Here is a 15,982-nt window from a genome sequence, read left to right on the forward strand (position 1 = left end):
CTCAAACGCGCTGCGCGCGCGACCGGTTCGCGGCGGCCGAGGCCCCCGCTGAGCGCCCGAAGCGCCGCGCCCCGGCCACGCACGCGATCACCACGGCCGTGACCGCGATCATCGCGGGCGGCACGGACTCGTGCAGCAGCAGCGCGGCGAGCACGAAGCCGAAGAACGGTTGCAGCAGTTGCAGTTGCCCGACGCCCGCAATGCCGCCGAGCGCGAGCCCGCGATACCAGAACACGAAGCCGATCAGCATGCTGAACAGCGACACATAGGCGAGCCCCCACCACGAAGCCGCGCCCACGGCGGCGAACGAGGCGGGCCGCAGCCACCACGCAAGCGGCGCCATGACTGGCAGCGAGATCACGAGCGCCCAGCAGATCACCTGCCAGCCCCCCAGGCGCCGCGAGAGCCGCGCGCCCTCCGCATAGCCGAGCCCGCAGACGACGATCGAGGCGAGCATCAGCGCGTCGCCCAGCGGCGAGGCGTCCAGGCCGTGGCGCAGCGCGAACGCGACCACGGCCGCGCTGCCCGCCGCGGAAAAGATCCAGAACGCGGGCTGCGGATGCTCGCCGCCGCGCAGCACGCCGAAGATGGCGGTGGCGAGCGGCAGGAGGCCGACGAACACGATGGCGTGCGCGGAGCTCACGTGCTGTAGCGCGAGCGCGGTAAGGAGCGGGAAGCCCACCACCACGCCCAGCGCCACGATGACGAGCGGCCCGACTTCGCTGCGCGCGGGCCGCGCGGCGCGCAACCCGAGCAGCAGCAGCGCCCCGAGCACGCCCGCAATGGTCGCGCGCGCGCCGGTGAGGAACACGGGGGCGAGGCCGAGCACGGCGAGGCGCGTGGCGGGCAGCGAGCCGCTGAAGATGAGCACGCCGGCGAGGCCGCAGAGCCAGCCGTCAGTGGTGGGGTCGAGCGTCTTGCGCATGGGGGTTCGGGGCGAGGAAAGGAGGCAGTGAAACATCGGACGGAAATCCGATGATGCGCGCCGCGCCCGCCGACGGTAAGCTACGGATCAGTACAATTCGTTCAAACTGTATTGAACACGGAGCAGTACAGATGAAAGACCGAGTGAGGACGCAAGCCCCGCCCATGACGCGCGTGGAGCAGGTGATGCAGGCGCTGCGCGAGCGCATTGCCGCGCGGGCGCTGGCGGCCGGGGCGCGCGTGCCGTCCATCCGCACGATGAGCGAGCAGTTGGGCGTATCGAAGTCGACGGTGGTGGAGGCGTACGAGCGCCTCGTCGCCGAGGGCGTGCTCGTCGCGCGGCGCGGGGCCGGTTTTTTTGTGGCGGGGCACGCGCCGCCGCTCGCGCTCGCGGCGCTCGGGCCGCAACTGGATCGCGAGATCGACCCGCTCTGGCTCACGCGCCAGTCGCTCCAGACCGAGGCCGGCGCGCTGCGGCCCGGCTGTGGCTGGCTGCCTGCTGCGTGGCTGCCGCAGGACGCCGTGCGGCGCGCGCTGCGCGCCATCGCACGCGACCCGCGCGCGCAACTCACGGACTACGCCTCGCCGCTCGGCCTGCCCGCGCTGCGCCAGCAACTGGCGTGGCGGCTTGGCCAGCACGGCGTGGAGGCCGCGCCCGAGCAGATCGTGCTCACCGACGGCGGCACCCAGGCGCTCGACCTGCTGTGCCGCTTTCTGCTGGAGCCGGGCGACACCGTGCTGGTGGACGACCCGTGCTACTTCAACTTCCAGGCGCTGCTGCGCGCGCACCGCGTGCGCGTGGTCAGTGTGCCGTACACGCCCACGGGCCCGGATCTCGCCGCGTTCGAGCGCACGCTTGCCGAGGCGCGGCCGCGCCTGTACGTCACGAACTCGGCGATTCACAACCCCACCGGCGCGACGCTTGCGCCCGCCGTCGCGCACCGTGTGCTCAAGCTCGCCGAGGCGCACGACCTGCTGATCGTCGAGGACGACATCTTCGCTGACTTCGAGGTCGAGCCCGCGCCCCGGCTCGCGGCCTTCGACGGCCTCGCGCGCGTGGTCACCATCGGCAGTTTTTCGAAGACGATGTCGGCGGCGGCGCGCTGCGGTTTCATCGCGGCGCGCGCGGACTGGATCGAACCGCTCGTCGATCTCAAGCTCGCGGTGTCGTTCGGCAATGGGGAGATGGTGGCCGAACTCGTGCACCGCCTGCTCGTGGACGGCACGTACCGGCGGCACCTGGACGGCCTGCGCGCGAAGCTCGCCGATGCGATGGGCGACACGCAGCGGCGGCTTGCGGCGTTGGGCCTCACGGCGTGGACGCGGCCGCAAGCGGGCCTGTTCGTTTGGGCGCGATTGCCGGAGGGCCTCGACGCCGCCCAGGTCGCGCGCGAGGCGCTGGTGGAGGGCGTGGTGCTCGCGCCCGGCAACGTGTTCAGCGTGGCGCGCAGCGCGGGCGCGTTCATGCGTTTCAATGTTTCGCAGTGCAATCGACCGAAGGTCTACGAAACGTTGCAGCGTGCGATGGAGCGCGTGGCGCAGCCCGCGTGAAAGACGGACTGCGCCACGTGACGATCACGGCTCGTGGCGCAGATACCCTTCCTTGCCCGGATCGCGCATGCGGTACGACACGACCAGCGCGACCGCGCAGATCGCCGTGACGTACCAGTAGAACGTGCTTTCGGTGCCGACCGACTTGAACCACAGCGCGACATATTCGGCCGAGCCGCCGAAAATCGCGTTCGCCACCGCATACGAGAGGCCCACGCCCATGGCGCGCACTTCGGGCGGGAACATCTCGGCCTTGATGAGGCCGCTGATCGACGTGTAGAAGCTGACGATGGCGAGCGCGACGATGATGAGCGCGAACGCGGCCACCGGGCTCGACACGTCCTTGAGCGCGTGCATGATCGGCACCGTGCCGAGCACCGACAGCGAGCCGAACAGGATCATCGACGTGCGGCGGCCGATCTTGTCGGAGAGCGCGCCGAATACCGGCTGCATCAGCATGTAGACGAACAGCGCGCAGGTCATCACGCTGCTGGCGGTTTTCGCATGCATGCCCGCCGTGTTCACCAGGTACTTCTGCATGTAAGTCGTGAACGTGTAGAAGATCAGCGAGCCGCCCGCCGTGAAACCCACCACGGTAAAGAACGCGCCCTTGTGCTGCCACACGCCGCGTATCGTGCCCGCGTCGCGCTTGTGGCGCGATTCGCTCGTCGAGGTTTCATCGAGCGACTTGCGCAGATACAGCGAGACCAGCGCCGCGCACGCGCCGACCACGAACGGAATGCGCCAGCCCCACGCCTTGAGCTCCTCCGTGGAGAGCGCCTGTTGCAGGATCACGAGCACGAGCAGCGCGCAAAGCTGGCCGCCGATCAGCGTCACGTACTGGAACGACGCAAAAAAGCCGCGCCGGCCCTTGAGCGCCACCTCGCTCATATAGGTCGCGCTCGTGCCGTACTCGCCGCCCACCGAAAGGCCCTGGAACAGGCGCGCGATCAAGAGGAGCAGCGGCGCGAACGCGCCGATCTGCGCGTAGGTGGGCAGCGCCGCGATCACGAGCGAGCCGCCGCACATCATCAGCACGGAGATCATCATCGCGTTGCGGCGCCCGTGGCGGTCGGCGATACGGCCGAACAGCCAGCCGCCGATCGGGCGCATGAGAAAGCCCGCGGCGAACACGCCGGCGGTATTGAGCAATTGCGTCGTGGTGTTGCCGCTCGGGAAGAATGCGGGCGCGAAATACAGTGCGCAGAACGAATAAACGTAAAAGTCGAACCACTCGACGAGATTGCCTGACGAGGCGCCGACGATGGCGAGCACGCGCCGCCTCGTGTCTTGCGCGGACAGCGCGGCCTGGTCGTTCTGGACGTCCATGGGAGGGTCTCTTCCTGTGTCTGTTTTTTGGGGCGCGACGCACTTTTGGCCGCCGCTCGGCTTGAAACGCGCGCCGCCGGTCCCGGCGCGCGATGCCCGCGATTTTATCTAACTGTAATTGCGTGTGGAGAAAATGTAAGAAAAGACCCTGGTGCGCGCGCAAAGTCGTGGTGCGCGGCGGATGTCGCGGCGGGGGCGGCTGCGACCGCACCCGCCGCGCTCAATGCTGTTGCTTGCGCAGCGGCACGTCGCGCAGCAGCCATGAGAGCGCGAACGAGAGCACCACCACGCACGCCGCCGAGAGATAAACCGTGTGCAGCGCGCCCGCGAAGGCATCGAGATACTGCGCATGCAGCGTGGGCGGCAAATGGTGGATCACGTCGGGCGTGAGCGGCTGGGGCAGTTCGACATCGCCCGTGAGCACTTTTTCGAGCCGTGCGTGCAGCCCGTGCGAGAACACCGCGCCGAACGCGGCCACGCCCACCGAGCCGCCGATCGAACGGAACAGCGTCGCGCCCGAGGTGGCCACGCCCATGTGGCGGAATTCCACGGCGTTCTGCACGGCTAGGATCAGCACCTGCATCACCATGCCGAGCCCGCAGCCGAGCACGCCCATGTACAGGTACATGCGGTGAATGGGCGTATCGATCTGCAAGCGGGCGAGCATCATCATCGCCACGGCCACGAGCGCCGTGCCCGCGATGGGGAACATGCGGTACTTGCCGATCTTGCTGATGATGCGCCCGGTGATGACCGACATCACCAACACCCCGCCCATCATCGGCAACATTTGCATGCCGGCCTGCGAAGGCGTGGAGCCCTTCACGACCTGTAGGTAAAGCGGCAGGAACGTGACCGAGCCGAACAGCGACACGCCCACGATGAAGCCGATCAGGCTCGACAACACGAAGGTGCGCTCGCGAAAGAGTTCGAGCGGCATGATGGGCTCGACGGCGTGCTTTTCCTCGTGGATGAAACCCGCCACGGCCACCACGCCGAGCAGGAGCGTGAGCCACAGCGTGGGCGAGGTCCACGGCAGGAGCGAGCCGCCCTCGCTCGTGAAGAGGATCAGGCAGGTGAGGGCGGCGGCGAGCCAGCCCGCGCCCATATAGTCGATCACGTGCTTCACGTGCACGGCGCGCGGCTTGAACACAGCGCCGATCACGACGAGCGCCACCGCGCCGAGCGGAATGTTGATGTAGAAGATCCAGCGCCACGACAGGTGCTCGACGAGAAAGCCGCCGAGCAGCGGCCCGACCACGGTGGCGAGGCCGAACACGCCGCCGAACATGCCCTGGTACTTGCCGCGCTGCGCGGGCGGAATGACGTCGCCGATGGCGGCCATCGTCACGACCATGAGGCCGCCGCCGCCCACGCCCTGCAACGCGCGCAGCACGATGAGCTGCTCCATGTTCTGCGCGACGCCGCACAGCGCCGAACCGATCAGGAAGATCACGATGGCGGCCTGGAGCACGATCTTGCGGCCGAACAGGTCGCCGAACTTGCCGTACAGCGGCACCACGATGGTCGAGGTGAGCAGGTAGGCGGTGACGACCCAGGAGAGCCGGTCGAGCCCGCCCAGCTCGCCGACGATGGTGGGCAGCGCCGTGGAGACGATGGTCTGGTCGAGCGCGGCCAGCAACATGACGAGCAAAAGCGCCGGAAACAGCAGCCGGATCGGCGGATGGTTGCCCGCGCTCGCGGCGTCTGGGACCGGAGGTTGCGGCCCGGTGGCGGCGGGCGCGGGGTGTTGGGGGCTGGAATCCATCGCGGGTATGTATCTTGAAATTAATTAATTTGGCGATTAATATTAGGACAATTATTCCAGTTGGTCAAAGTTTACAGAGAGACGTTATGAAAGCGGCCATGAAAGCGCCGGAAACGCCCGTCGGTCACGCAACCGCATCGTCCACGCCCGCACCCGCGCGCCGCCCCGGCCGGCCGAGCGGCGGGGTGGGCGGCGCGGAGCAGCGCGAGCGCCTGATCGATGCGGCGCTTGTTCTGTTCGCGCGCCAGGGCATGCTCGACACGTCGCTGGCCGCCATCGCGCGCGAAGCCGGCGTCACGCCCGCGATGGTCCACTACTACTTCAAGACGCGCGACCAGTTGATCGACGTGCTGATCGACGAGCGCTTCCTGCCACTGCGCGCGGCGCTGGGCGACCTTTTCGATCAGCATCGCGACGATCCCGTGGCCGCGCTCACCGCGCTCGTGCAGCGCTTCGTCACGGTGGGGCAGCGCCATCCCTGGTTTCCGCCGCTGTGGATGCGCGAGGTCATCAGCGAGGGCGGCGTGCTGCGGCAGCGCATGCACGAGCGCTACGGCAGCCAGAACCAGGAAAAGGCGTGCGCGGCCATCGCGCGCTGGCAGCGCGAGGGGCGGCTGAACCCCGCGCTCGAACCCACGCTGCTGTTCCAGTCGCTCATGGGCCTCACGCTGCTGCCGCTCGCCACGGCCCGCATGTGGCGCGCGGATCCGGCCAAACATCACGTGGGCGCCGAGGAAATCGCGCGCCATGCGGTCACGCTCATCACGCAGGGCGTGGGACCGCGGCCCGGCGCGGCCTGATCCCGATATCCCTTCGCCCGTGGCGATTTTCGACGGTGCGCGCGGCGCGCCGTGGTACGCTCCGTGGCCTTCGCGGCACGGCGCATGCGCCGTCCCGCGCAATTGTTCCCGGTCGAGGTCCGGTCTGCGTCCTTCTTCTTCCGCTTCTTCCACGGCTTCCCGCGCCGCGCCGGCCATTGTCTGGTTTCGCGACGATCTCCGGCTCGCCGATCAGCCCGCGCTCGCGCAGGCGGCGGCCAGCGGCTTGCCGCTGATCTGCGTCTGGATTCACGACCCGCGCGCCTGCGGCGAGCGCCCCGAGGGCGGCGCGGCGCGCTGGTGGCGCCACGAGTCACTGCGCGCGCTGGGCGCGGCGCTCGAGGCGCGCGGCGGCGGGCTGCTGCTCCTGCAAGGCGAAGAGGCGCCGACGCTCGACGCCCTGGTCACGGCAACGGGCGCCCAGGCGGTGTACTGGAATCGCCGCTATGGCGCGGCGCAGCGCGCGTCCGACGGCGCGCTCAAAGCGACGCTGCGTGCACGCGGCGTGAGCGTGGAGAGCTTCAACGGCCAGCTTCTGAGCGAGCCGTGGACGGTGCTCAACCAGTCCGGCGAGCCGTTCCGGGTTTTCAGCGCCTACTGGCGCGCCTGCCTGCGCATGGGCGACCCGCCGCCGCCGCTGGGCGAACCCGAGCAGATGATTTTTCAAACGCTGCCAGCAAGTCTTACCCGGCGCGCATCGACACTCGACGATCTCGGCCTTGCGCCGCGCGCGCCCGACTGGTCGGGCGGCCTGCGCGCCGCGTGGCCGGCGGGAGACGAGGCAGCGCTCGAACGCCTGCGCGCGTTCCTCGCCACGGATCTCGACGCCTACGCGGGCGAGCGCGACGAACCCGGCGACGCCGCGACGAGCCGCCTTTCGCCGTATTTGAGCGTGGGTGCGATCTCGCCGCGCCAGGTGTGGGCCGCGCTCAAGGCAGCCCAGCACGCGCACGGCCGTGGCTCGGCGCGGCGTGCGGCCAGCGCGGAGAAGTTCGCGAGCGAGCTGGGCTGGCGGGAGTTCTGCCACTACCAGCGCTTTCACTACGCCGATCTCGCCACGCGCAACCTGCGCCCCGCCTTCGACGCCATGCCGTGGCGCAACGACCCGGCGGGCCTGCGCGCCTGGCAGCGCGGGCTGACCGGCTATCCGCTCGTCGACGCGGGCATGCGCGAACTCTGGCACACGGGCTGGATGCACAATCGCGTGCGCATGGTGGCGGCGTCGTTCCTCACGAAGCATCTGCTGATCGACTGGCGCGCGGGCGAGTCGTGGTTCTGGGACACGCTCGTCGACGCCGATCCGGCCAGTAATCCGGCCAACTGGCAGTGGGTGGCGGGCTCGGGCGTGGATGCGGCGCCGTATTTCCGCATCTTCAATCCGGTGCTCCAGGGCCAGAAGTTCGACCCGCGCGGCGCCTATGTGCGGCAATGGGTGCCGGAGCTCGCGGGCTTGCCCGACGCGCTCGTGCACCAGCCGTGGAAGGCGAGCGCGCAGCAACTCGAAGCTGCGCGCGTGCGGCCCGGAGAAAATTATCCGCACCCGGTCATCGAACATGAACTGGCGCGCGAACGCGCGCTCGAAGCCTATGCGCAAACCGGCAAGACGAAGGGGCGCGCCTTGGCAAAAGAGGGTGGCAAGGCATGAGCGCGGCTTTCATCGGCCTGCCTTGTGACGCGGCTACCGTGCGCGGCGCGACTGGCCGCGAGCGCCGCGCAAGGGAACCCGGCGGCATTAATATTGCTCTATCAGGACCGACTGCGAAGTTGCCCGAAGTTGCAACATGGTGGCCACGTTGTTGCGGCGTCGCTGTCCACCCGCCGTCAGGCCGGGTTCGCAGCCGCCGGCGCGCAGTGGCCGGTCAGGACGCTGGAGCCCTTTATCAACACGGGCAGGTCCGGTCGCGGCACGGTTAGCCTCATGGTCGGCCTGACAGACAGAAAGGCATTCAAGCAAACACAATGAACGCAGTACACAAACTCGACCGGACGACCATCGTCCTTGTCGAAGACGACCCGCATAGCCGGGCGTCACTGACTTCGCTGCTGGAGGCGGAGGGTGCGCATGTCGTGGCGGTCGAAGACGCCGAAACGGGCGTCGAAGCGGCCCTGAACCTGCACCCGGACGCCGTGGTCTGCGATCTCGACTTGCCGGCCATGGACGGCTTCTACCTGATCCAGCGCCTGCGCGACTACGAGATTCGCGGCGATCGCGCCCCGGCCGTCGCCGTCGCGCTCACGGGCCACACCGACGAAAGCTGGCGTTTGCGCAGCATCGGCGAAGGCTTTCAGCATTTCATGACCAAGCCGGCCCGGCCCGAGGAACTCGTGGCGCTGCTCAGCGACGCGATCGACGATGCGCGCCAGTCGCTTTGAAGCGGCTTTGACGTGGCTATGAAGCGGCGCGCGTAGCGAAGCGGGGCGGTATCGTCAGGGTGTCGTGCGCCGCAGAACGCGGCGCGGGTTGCGCCTTGCCCGCGCCGGTTTGGCGGAGCGGGGCAATCGCGGCGGGTGGCGAATCAGGAATGCGCGGCGGCTTCGGGCGTCGCGGCTGAGCCGGGTTGCGCCGCCTGGCTGGCCTGACATTGCGCGCACAAGCCCTTGAGCTCGATGCCGTCGCCGGCAAGCCGGTAACCGGCGGCCTCGATCTGCGTGACGAGCGCCTGGCGCAGCTTGGGCTCGTGCAATTCGGTGACGTTGCCGCACTGCTGGCACACCACGAGAATGCCGTGCTGGCACTGCGTGAGATCGTGGCAGACGGCGAACGCGTTGATCGACTCGATGCGGTGAATGAGCCCGGCGGAAAGCAGGAAGTCGAGCGCCCGGTAAACGGTGGGCGGCGCCGAACCCGGATGGATCTGGCGCATTTCGTCGAGCAGCGAATACGCCTTGGTGGCGCGGCCCGAGGCGAGCAGCAACTCCAGCACCTTGCGGCGGATCGGCGTGAGCTTTTCGCCGCGTTCGCGGCAATAGGCCTCGGCCATGGCGAGCGCCGACTCGAGCGAAGCGCCTTGGGCGCCGTCGTGCGAGTGTGCGTGCGCATGGCCGTGATCGTGCGCGTGGTCGTGCGCCTCGCCGTGCATGGCGGGGGCGTCCGGGGACGGTTTTGCTGTCTTCATGCCTGCGATTATACGGGGCGCGCCGCCGGCCCGCCCGCGCTCCCGCGCAGTCCCATTCCAGTCGCGGCGCAGGTGCGGATCAGGTGAGCGGCATGCCGATGTACTTGCGGAAACCCTGGCGCTGCGCGATGCGCTGATACCAGCGTTCAATATTCGGCAGCGGCTCGCGCTCCACGCCTTCGAGCCCGAACCAGCGCCGCGCGTAGGCGCCCAGCACGATGTCGGCGAGCGAGAAGCGCTCGTGTTCGAGGAAGAAGCGGCCTTGCAGATGGCTGTCGAGCAGCTTCCAGAGCTTGCCCACCTGATGGAAGTCGGCTTCGATCTGCGCCGGGTCGCGCTTTTCCGGCGGCGTGCGCACGAGCGCGAGGAACAACGGCCGCTCGGCGGGCGCGAGCGTGCCGATCGACCAGTCGAGCCAGCGCTCGATCGAGGCGCGCACCTTGGGATCGGTCGGATAGAGCAGGCTCTGGGGACCATACTCCATCGCCAGATAGCGCAGGATCGCGTTCGACTCCCACAGCACGAAGCCGCTGTCCACGATCGTCGGGACCTTGCCGTTCGGATTCATGGCGAGGAAGGCGGGTTCGTCGAGGCGGCCGAACGCGCCGCCCGCGTCGATGCGCTCGAACGGCAGCACGAGTTCGTCGCAACACCACAGGATTTTCTGGACGTTCACCGAGTTGGCGCGTCCCCAGATCGTGATCATCCGGCGCGTACTCCTTGCAAGGGGGGGAAAAGGGTCAAGCCTGGCGCAGGCCGCCACGATACACGAAAGCTCGCGGCGCTTGTCCGTTGCGGCTCTTTCAAAGATAGGCGCTGCACGGCGCGAGGCGTTCCGCACTCGTGCCGCAACCGTGCGGCAGCGCGCGCATGGAGTCTTGCGGGCGCGGCGGTCCGGCGTCCGGCCGTGCCATCAGCTCCAGACCGAAGCGCCGATCAGCGTGCCCGTGCGCGCCTGGGCGTTCCACCAGATTACGCGCAAAAGCGGCGCCTGTTGCGCGATGAAGATGGCCTGCACCGGGTCGCTTTCGATGAAATGCGTCACGCCGCAGCGAATGGCCGCCGCGGCCTTGTGGGCGGCTGCGCCCGCGGCCGTGTCGTCGTGTTCGCCGGGCGCGCGCATGAAGAGTTCGAGGTGCCCGAAGCCGTGGCGTTCGAGCCACGCGAGCGTGCGCTCGCGGTCCATTTCCGGGCGCCCCGTGATGATCGCGCGGGTGCGCTTGAGGTCGACGCCGGGCAGACGCTCGAAGGGCACGAGCTGGTCGCGCTCGGCGAGCGCGGCGACGAGGTTTTCGTCGTAGCGCGCGAGCGGAATGTCGGGCAGCAGCACGCCGTCGAGGTCGATCGCGTACACCGCGTACTCGTGGTCGTCGGCCATGCGCGTGCCTTCGCCTTTGGCGTCGCCCGACCAGTCGGCGCGATAGCGGTCGGTGTAGGCCTGGCGCTCCCACGGGAACAGCGCGAAATAGCCGCTCGCGTCGATCGAATAATCGGGGCGCAAACGGCTCAGATCATCGTAGGCGCCCGTGAGCGTGCGCACCACGAGGCCGTGCTCGCTCAGGAAGGCCATGCAGTCCACGAGCGTGTGGCCGCGCCCCGCGATGTCCTCGCACAGCAGCACCTTCGAGCCGGGTTCGGGCAGCGGCAGTGTGGAGTCCCAGCGCACTTCGCGCGTGGCGCGGTCGTAGCGCAGGAACGCGACGCCCGCGCCCGTTGCGTGCGAAACCATCAACGCGAGCGGCGCGCCGCCGCGCAGAATGCCGACCACGATGGCGAATTCCTCAGCGATCAGCGCCGGTTGGAGCGACTCGACCCAATGGTCGAGCTGTTCATAGGTGAGCGGAACGATGGGCTTATCCATGGAATGAAGTCGGCGACGTCGCGCCCGTCCGACGCATGCGTACGCGAGGACGACGTCTATTGTCAGTGCAATGTTTGACGATATTATGCCTATGCTCGCCCGCGCCTGCTGGCGGGCCAGGTGAGAAAGGCGGTTCGACGCCGCGACACACGACACACGACAACGACGCGATCCATCGCGCGAAAGGGCTGGGCAACATGCGGGATTTCAAGGAATGGCCAGGCTGGCGGCGCTGGGCCGCCGTGCTGGGGCTCGCGCTGGCGGGCGGTGCGGCGTCGCTTGCGCACGCGGCGCCCGGCGGATCGCTTGCGCTCGACGTGGACGGCGAAGTGCGCGTGACCAACAACGCGGCCCACACGGCGTACCACTTCAGCGAGGCGCAACTGCTCGCCTTGCCCGTGCATTCGATCACGACCGCCACCACCTGGACGCCGCGCTCGACCTTCACGGGCCCGCTGCTCTCCGATGTGCTCAAGGCAGTGGGCGCGTACGGCAGCCAGATCGAGATTCACACGCTCGACGACTACACGTGCGTCGTGCCCGTTGCCGACGCCGAGCACTACGGCGTCGTGATCGCCTACGCAATGAACGGCCAGCGCCTCAAGGTGAGCAATTTCGGGCCGCTGTTCCTGATCTATCCACGCGACCGGTATCCGCTGGAGCTCGACGGCGCCGCGGGCGACGCCAAATTCGCGTGGCAGATCAAGTCGATGACGATCAGGCGGTGAGCGGGTGGTGATGCGACGTCCGTGGCGGCGACTCGTGCAGGTGTTGATCTGGGTGGCCGCGCTCGCGCCGCCCGTGGTGGCGGTCGGCTATCTGCTGTACGCGAACCTGCTCAACCCGCAGGTCGTGCAGCGCATCACGGGCAATTACGACGGCCTTTACTGGGACGCCGCGCAGCTTCAGATCGCGTATGCGCGCTTCGAGAGCCAGTTGCTGATTTACTCCGACGGCATCGACCGCGATCTCGACAAGGTGCGGCTGCGCTACGAAGTGCTCCAGTCGAAGCTCAATGTGATGAAGGGCTCGACGCAGTCGCTCGACGGGCAGCCCGGCCTCGGCAAGCGCCAGGAGGCCGATCTGGCGATCCTCTACGCGACGATCTCGCCGTTCGAGGCGGAGATCTCGACGCTCGCCGAGGACCATTCGCGCGCGGTGCCGATGCTCAAGGCGCTCGACGCGCACTGGACCCAGGTCACCGACCTGGCGCTGAACCGGCGCTTCGCCGACGTGACCGAGCGCGAGGCGATCCGGCGCGACTTCATCGCCAAGCGGCGCGAACTGTTTGCGGCGGGGCTCGTGCTGCTCGTGCTGTCGGCGGCGGCGGGCGTGCTGCTCGTGATGAACGGCTATCGGCGCACGCGTCTGTTGCACCAGCAGCACGCGGCGCTCGAAGCCGAACACCAGGCGAGCCGCGCGGCGCGCGAAGCGAGCATGGCGAAGGACGCCTTCCTCGGCATGATCAGCCACGAGCTGCGCACGCCGCTGCACGCCATCGTCTCGTCGATCGAACTGCTCGGCTTCAACTCGCACTCGGAAGGCGACCGCAAGGTGATCCATCGGCTCGAAGCCGCCGCGCGCCAGCTCGAAGCGCAGATGAAGGACCTCACCGACTACGCGCGCCTCGGCGCCGGCAAGCTGGAGTTGCGCCAGGAGGAGTTCGAGCCGCGCGAACTGCTGCAATCGATCGTCGACGAGCACGAGCAGGCGGCGCGCGCGCGCGGGCTCGCGTTCGAGCACGCGTGGCTGGGGCCGGATCGGTCCGTGCTGGCCGATCCGCATCGGATTCGCCAGATCGCGAGCAATCTGGTCACGAACGCGATCCGTTACACGGAGCGCGGCAAGGTGCGGCTCGAATTCTCGCTGGAGGTGGGCGCGAGCGCCCTGGAGCCCGCAGGCACCGAAACGCTCGTCATCGTCGTGAGCGACACCGGGCCGGGCGTGGCGGCGGAAAAGATTCCGCTCATCTTCAAGGAGTTCACGCAGCTCGACGCGTCGCGCTCGCGGCGCTACGAGGGCGCGGGCATGGGGCTCGCGATCGTGCGCGGACTCGTCGACCTGTTCGGCGGCCGGATCGTGACGCAAAGCCGCGTGGGCAAGGGCACGACGTTCATCGTGCGCATCCCCGTCACGCCGGTCGAACCACCGGCGGCCCCGGCCGCACCCGCGGCGGCGCTCTCCACACAGCCGCCGCCGCGCGTGCTCGTGGTGGACGACAACCCGCTCGTGCGCGATTCGCTGTGCGAGATGGTCGCGCACATGGGCTACAGCCCGCTTGCGGCCGGCGACGCCGACCGCGCGCTCGCGCTGGTGGAAACGGAGCCCTGCGACGTCGTGCTGCTCGATCTGCACATGCCGGGCCGCGACGGCTATGCCTTCATGGCGGGGCTCGAAGCGCGGCGCGGCGTGCTTGTGCCGCCGCGCGTGATCGCGGTGAGCGCCGACGTGGCGGGCCTCGCGGCGCTCGGGGGCGCATGCGATGGAAAGGGCGGCGGGGAGGGCGGCAAGCGGCACGGCGAGGCCGCGCCGTTCTTCGACCGGCTCACGAAGCCGGTGCATTACGAGGTGTTGCGCGCGGCGTTGCAGCGTGCGCTGACTGCGCCGCGCGAAGCCGCCTGAGCCGTGGCCTGAACGAGGCACGAGCCGGTCAGGCGGACGGCCTTAGCCGCGATTGAGGCGCTTCGAAAGATCGGCGACGAGAATCGCCATGCGCGCGGGCTTTTCGTAGCACGCCACGTTGTAGTGGCGCACGACCTGGCTGATCTCCGACTCGCTGGCCTTGCCGGTCAGCAGCTCGCCCGTGAGCACGAAGATGGGGGCATCGGGGTTTTCGGAGGCGCGTATGCTGCGGATCGCCTCGGCGGCGGTCTGACTGCCGAACAGCCAGTCGATCACCACGCCGTCGAACACGTTGTTTTCGAGCGCCTCGTTGAACGCCGTGAGGCCGTAGAGCGCGAGCGCCGCGTAGCCGCTGTGCTCCAGGTAGTCGCGCAGGTTGTCGGCGGAGGACTGATCGTCGTCCACGACCGCGATGAGCGGCTTGTCGGACTCGGCGCGGCGCGGGTAGATTTCGATCTTGTGGACTTCGCGCGCGTTCTGGTAGAGCGCGCCGTCCGGGCGCACCACGCGCCACTGGCCCTGTTTTTCGTAGGCGACGAAGTCGGGGCGGCTGCCCGCCTCGACCGGCGCGCCGATCCATGCGGTGCAGGGCAACTCGGCCGCGCTCACGCAGAGAATGGCTTCCTGCGCGTTCGCGCCGACCATGCCGGGGTCGAGCAACTGCGCGCCGAACAACTGGCCGGCGGGTTCGCCGAACGCCTCGGCCACTTTCTTGATTTGCGCGAGCGTCCACGGGCTATTGCCGCGCAGCTTGCGGTGCCCTTGGGAAAAGCTCAGGTCAAGAATCCGGCACAGCTCGGTCGTTTGCTGACGCTTGCCGATGCCGTGACGGCTCATCAGCTCGCGTACGCGCTCCGCGACCGAGGCCGAGTCGGTTGTGTGTGCAACGTTCGACATACCGCTTCAGGGGGAAAATCGTGGATTCAGTTTCTGATCATCATGCCGCGGCGCCGCGAGTCCCTTGTGACGGGAGCTCGTGCGGTTCGCTCGCGGGAGCACGATATTCTAAACGCATCATTTGGTAATTGCGGGGCGCTTTTTTCAGCCCAATGCCTTTCAGCCTCGAAAGAGGTAAATGTAAGCATTTTGTTGGCTGGGTGGCGGTAATGATTACGTATGGCTTGCAACGCTCATGACGTTGCCGTCGCGGCGTGCGCCTGCGAAGATGCTCGATTCTGAACGCCGGATGTCCGCGTGGCGGATCAACCTTACTGAATCGAGGGATATCGCTTGAAAGACCTGCGCGATGGCGGGACATGGCGGCACGAGGCCGTGCCGTACTACAGCCAGTGGGGGAGCGCCGCGTGGGTGGCGCCCATTGTCGAGCGCGGCGTGGACCCGTGCGATGACCCCGGCTGGCGCGCGAGCGGCTTTGCCGAGCCCGATGACTATCGCTTCTGGGCGAAGCGGCTGTGCGGGCTGACCTGCCTCGAGTCGGCGCTCGATCATTGGGGTATTGCGCATGCGCCGCGCGCTGTGCTGCTTCAGGAAGCGCTGCGGCACGGCGTTTACCGCGTGCGTGACGACGGCGGGGTGGACGGGTTGATCTACCGCCCGTTTGCCGCGTGGGTGGAGGCGGCGTTTGGCGTGCGCGTCGAGGTGATGGTCGACGAGGGCATCGAGGCGAGCGCCGCGCGTCTTGACGCCGATACGCTCGCTATCGTTTCTGTGAGTCCCGAGATTCGGTATCCCGAACGGGCCAATGAGCGTCAAGGCGGGCACCTGATTTTGCTGCACGGGCGCGGGGAAGGCGGGGTGTGGTTCCACAACCCTTCCGGGATCGCGCCGTTTCAGGCGGATGCCTGGCTGCCCTATGAAACTGTGGCGCGGTTTCATGCGCGGCGGGGGATGGCGCTTTCGCGGCCGGGTTGAGGTGGGTTTTCGCGTTTCCTTGTTTTGGACCTATCCGTCATTTCGTGGGCGAGGCATATCATGAGAGGTAAAAATCATGGATATGCCGATGAAGAAGAAACGCACGGTAGCTTCGCAGGCA

14 protein-coding genes are annotated in these 15,982 nt (G+C 68.2%); 7 read left to right on the top strand and 7 right to left on the bottom strand.

Annotated elements, in window-relative coordinates; all coding sequences use genetic code 11:
* Position 1: 1 nt before the first annotated feature.
* Positions 2 to 925 carry a DMT family transporter gene (locus C7401_RS41065; protein ID WP_112177779.1) on the bottom strand — a complete coding sequence of 308 codons (924 nt, stop codon included), beginning with the start codon at positions 923 to 925 and terminating at the stop codon, positions 2 to 4.
* A gap of 131 nt (positions 926 to 1,056) precedes the next feature.
* On the opposite strand from C7401_RS41065, the gene C7401_RS41070 reads away from it, so the two are divergent.
* Entirely contained in the window at positions 1,057 to 2,475 is a 1,419-nt protein-coding gene (locus C7401_RS41070; protein ID WP_112177780.1) for an aminotransferase-like domain-containing protein, read from the top strand.
* A 24-nt stretch (positions 2,476 to 2,499) separates the two neighbouring features.
* On the opposite strand, the gene C7401_RS41075 is transcribed toward C7401_RS41070, so the two are convergent.
* Both C7401_RS41075 and C7401_RS41080 read right to left on the bottom strand, forming a co-directional pair.
* A complete protein-coding gene (locus tag C7401_RS41075) occupies positions 2,500 to 3,804 on the bottom strand; it encodes an MFS family transporter (protein WP_112177781.1) in 1,305 nt (434 codons plus the stop codon).
* A 220-nt stretch (positions 3,805 to 4,024) separates the two neighbouring features.
* Positions 4,025 to 5,572, bottom strand: coding sequence for an MDR family MFS transporter (locus C7401_RS41080; RefSeq protein ID WP_112177782.1), 1,548 nt, complete (start codon positions 5,570 to 5,572; stop codon positions 4,025 to 4,027).
* A 98-nt stretch (positions 5,573 to 5,670) separates the two neighbouring features.
* Here C7401_RS41080 and C7401_RS41085 point away from each other — a divergent pair, with 98 nt between their 5' ends.
* From C7401_RS41085 to C7401_RS41095, 3 genes are all read left to right on the top strand, one after another.
* On the top strand, positions 5,671 to 6,372 hold the full coding sequence (locus C7401_RS41085; protein ID WP_258397430.1) for a TetR/AcrR family transcriptional regulator: 702 nt from the start codon (positions 5,671 to 5,673) through the stop codon (positions 6,370 to 6,372).
* Positions 6,373 to 6,496: 124 nt separating this feature from the next.
* On the top strand, positions 6,497 to 8,035 hold the full coding sequence (locus C7401_RS41090; protein WP_258397432.1) for a cryptochrome/photolyase family protein: 1,539 nt from the start codon (positions 6,497 to 6,499) through the stop codon (positions 8,033 to 8,035).
* 314 nt (positions 8,036 to 8,349) lie between these two features.
* Positions 8,350 to 8,763 (top strand): response regulator, encoded by a 414-nt coding sequence (locus tag C7401_RS41095; RefSeq protein WP_112177785.1) that lies wholly within the window; start codon positions 8,350 to 8,352, stop codon positions 8,761 to 8,763.
* Between the two features lie 143 nt (positions 8,764 to 8,906).
* Here the strand turns inward: C7401_RS41095 and C7401_RS41100 are convergent, their stop codons facing one another.
* The 3 genes from C7401_RS41100 to C7401_RS41110 form a co-directional block, all read right to left on the bottom strand.
* Positions 8,907 to 9,506, bottom strand: coding sequence for a Fur family transcriptional regulator (locus tag C7401_RS41100; protein WP_112177786.1), 600 nt, complete (start codon positions 9,504 to 9,506; stop codon positions 8,907 to 8,909).
* Positions 9,507 to 9,585: 79 nt separating this feature from the next.
* Positions 9,586 to 10,212 (bottom strand): glutathione S-transferase family protein, encoded by a 627-nt coding sequence (locus C7401_RS41105; protein WP_112177787.1) that lies wholly within the window; start codon positions 10,210 to 10,212, stop codon positions 9,586 to 9,588.
* A 207-nt stretch (positions 10,213 to 10,419) separates the two neighbouring features.
* Positions 10,420 to 11,367, bottom strand: coding sequence for a phosphoribosyltransferase (locus tag C7401_RS41110; RefSeq protein WP_112177788.1), 948 nt, complete (start codon positions 11,365 to 11,367; stop codon positions 10,420 to 10,422).
* Positions 11,368 to 11,564: 197 nt separating this feature from the next.
* On the opposite strand from C7401_RS41110, the gene C7401_RS41115 reads away from it, so the two are divergent.
* Together C7401_RS41115 and C7401_RS41120 are read left to right on the top strand one after the other, a co-directional pair.
* Positions 11,565 to 12,095, top strand: coding sequence for a putative pterin-binding protein (locus C7401_RS41115; protein WP_112177789.1), 531 nt, complete (start codon positions 11,565 to 11,567; stop codon positions 12,093 to 12,095).
* Between the two features lie 10 nt (positions 12,096 to 12,105).
* Complete coding sequence (locus tag C7401_RS41120) at positions 12,106 to 13,989, top strand: ATP-binding response regulator (protein WP_112177797.1); 1,884 nt, start codon at positions 12,106 to 12,108, stop codon at positions 13,987 to 13,989.
* A gap of 42 nt (positions 13,990 to 14,031) precedes the next feature.
* On the opposite strand, the gene C7401_RS41125 is transcribed toward C7401_RS41120, so the two are convergent.
* Positions 14,032 to 14,886, bottom strand: coding sequence for a helix-turn-helix domain-containing protein (locus C7401_RS41125; RefSeq protein WP_112177790.1), 855 nt, complete (start codon positions 14,884 to 14,886; stop codon positions 14,032 to 14,034).
* A gap of 333 nt (positions 14,887 to 15,219) precedes the next feature.
* Between C7401_RS41125 and C7401_RS41130 the strand changes: the two genes are divergently transcribed.
* A complete protein-coding gene (locus C7401_RS41130; RefSeq protein ID WP_258397431.1) occupies positions 15,220 to 15,861 on the top strand; it encodes a cysteine peptidase family C39 domain-containing protein in 642 nt (213 codons plus the stop codon).
* The last annotated feature ends 121 nt before the right edge of the window (positions 15,862 to 15,982 follow it).

Origin of the sequence: Paraburkholderia unamae, from assembly GCF_003268775.1 — a bacterium.
Classification (GTDB): Bacteria; Pseudomonadota; Gammaproteobacteria; order Burkholderiales; family Burkholderiaceae; genus Paraburkholderia; species Paraburkholderia unamae.

What these genes read in the sequence shown, in the direction of transcription:
- C7401_RS41065 (WP_112177779.1), bottom strand. Translation starts at nt 925, where the DNA reads ATGCGCAAGACGCTCGACCCCACCACTGACGGCTGGCTCTGCGGCCTC.
- C7401_RS41070 (WP_112177780.1), top strand. Translation starts at nt 1,057, where the DNA reads ATGAAAGACCGAGTGAGGACGCAAGCCCCGCCCATGACGCGCGTGGAG.
- C7401_RS41075 (WP_112177781.1), bottom strand. Translation starts at nt 3,804, where the DNA reads ATGGACGTCCAGAACGACCAGGCCGCGCTGTCCGCGCAAGACACGAGG.
- C7401_RS41080 (WP_112177782.1), bottom strand. Translation starts at nt 5,572, where the DNA reads ATGGATTCCAGCCCCCAACACCCCGCGCCCGCCGCCACCGGGCCGCAA.
- C7401_RS41085 (WP_258397430.1), top strand. Translation starts at nt 5,671, where the DNA reads ATGAAAGCGCCGGAAACGCCCGTCGGTCACGCAACCGCATCGTCCACG.
- C7401_RS41095 (WP_112177785.1), top strand. Translation starts at nt 8,350, where the DNA reads ATGAACGCAGTACACAAACTCGACCGGACGACCATCGTCCTTGTCGAA.
- C7401_RS41100 (WP_112177786.1), bottom strand. Translation starts at nt 9,506, where the DNA reads ATGAAGACAGCAAAACCGTCCCCGGACGCCCCCGCCATGCACGGCGAG.
- C7401_RS41105 (WP_112177787.1), bottom strand. Translation starts at nt 10,212, where the DNA reads ATGATCACGATCTGGGGACGCGCCAACTCGGTGAACGTCCAGAAAATC.
- C7401_RS41110 (WP_112177788.1), bottom strand. Translation starts at nt 11,367, where the DNA reads ATGGATAAGCCCATCGTTCCGCTCACCTATGAACAGCTCGACCATTGG.
- C7401_RS41115 (WP_112177789.1), top strand. Translation starts at nt 11,565, where the DNA reads ATGCGGGATTTCAAGGAATGGCCAGGCTGGCGGCGCTGGGCCGCCGTG.
- C7401_RS41120 (WP_112177797.1), top strand. Translation starts at nt 12,106, where the DNA reads ATGCGACGTCCGTGGCGGCGACTCGTGCAGGTGTTGATCTGGGTGGCC.
- C7401_RS41125 (WP_112177790.1), bottom strand. Translation starts at nt 14,886, where the DNA reads ATGTCGAACGTTGCACACACAACCGACTCGGCCTCGGTCGCGGAGCGC.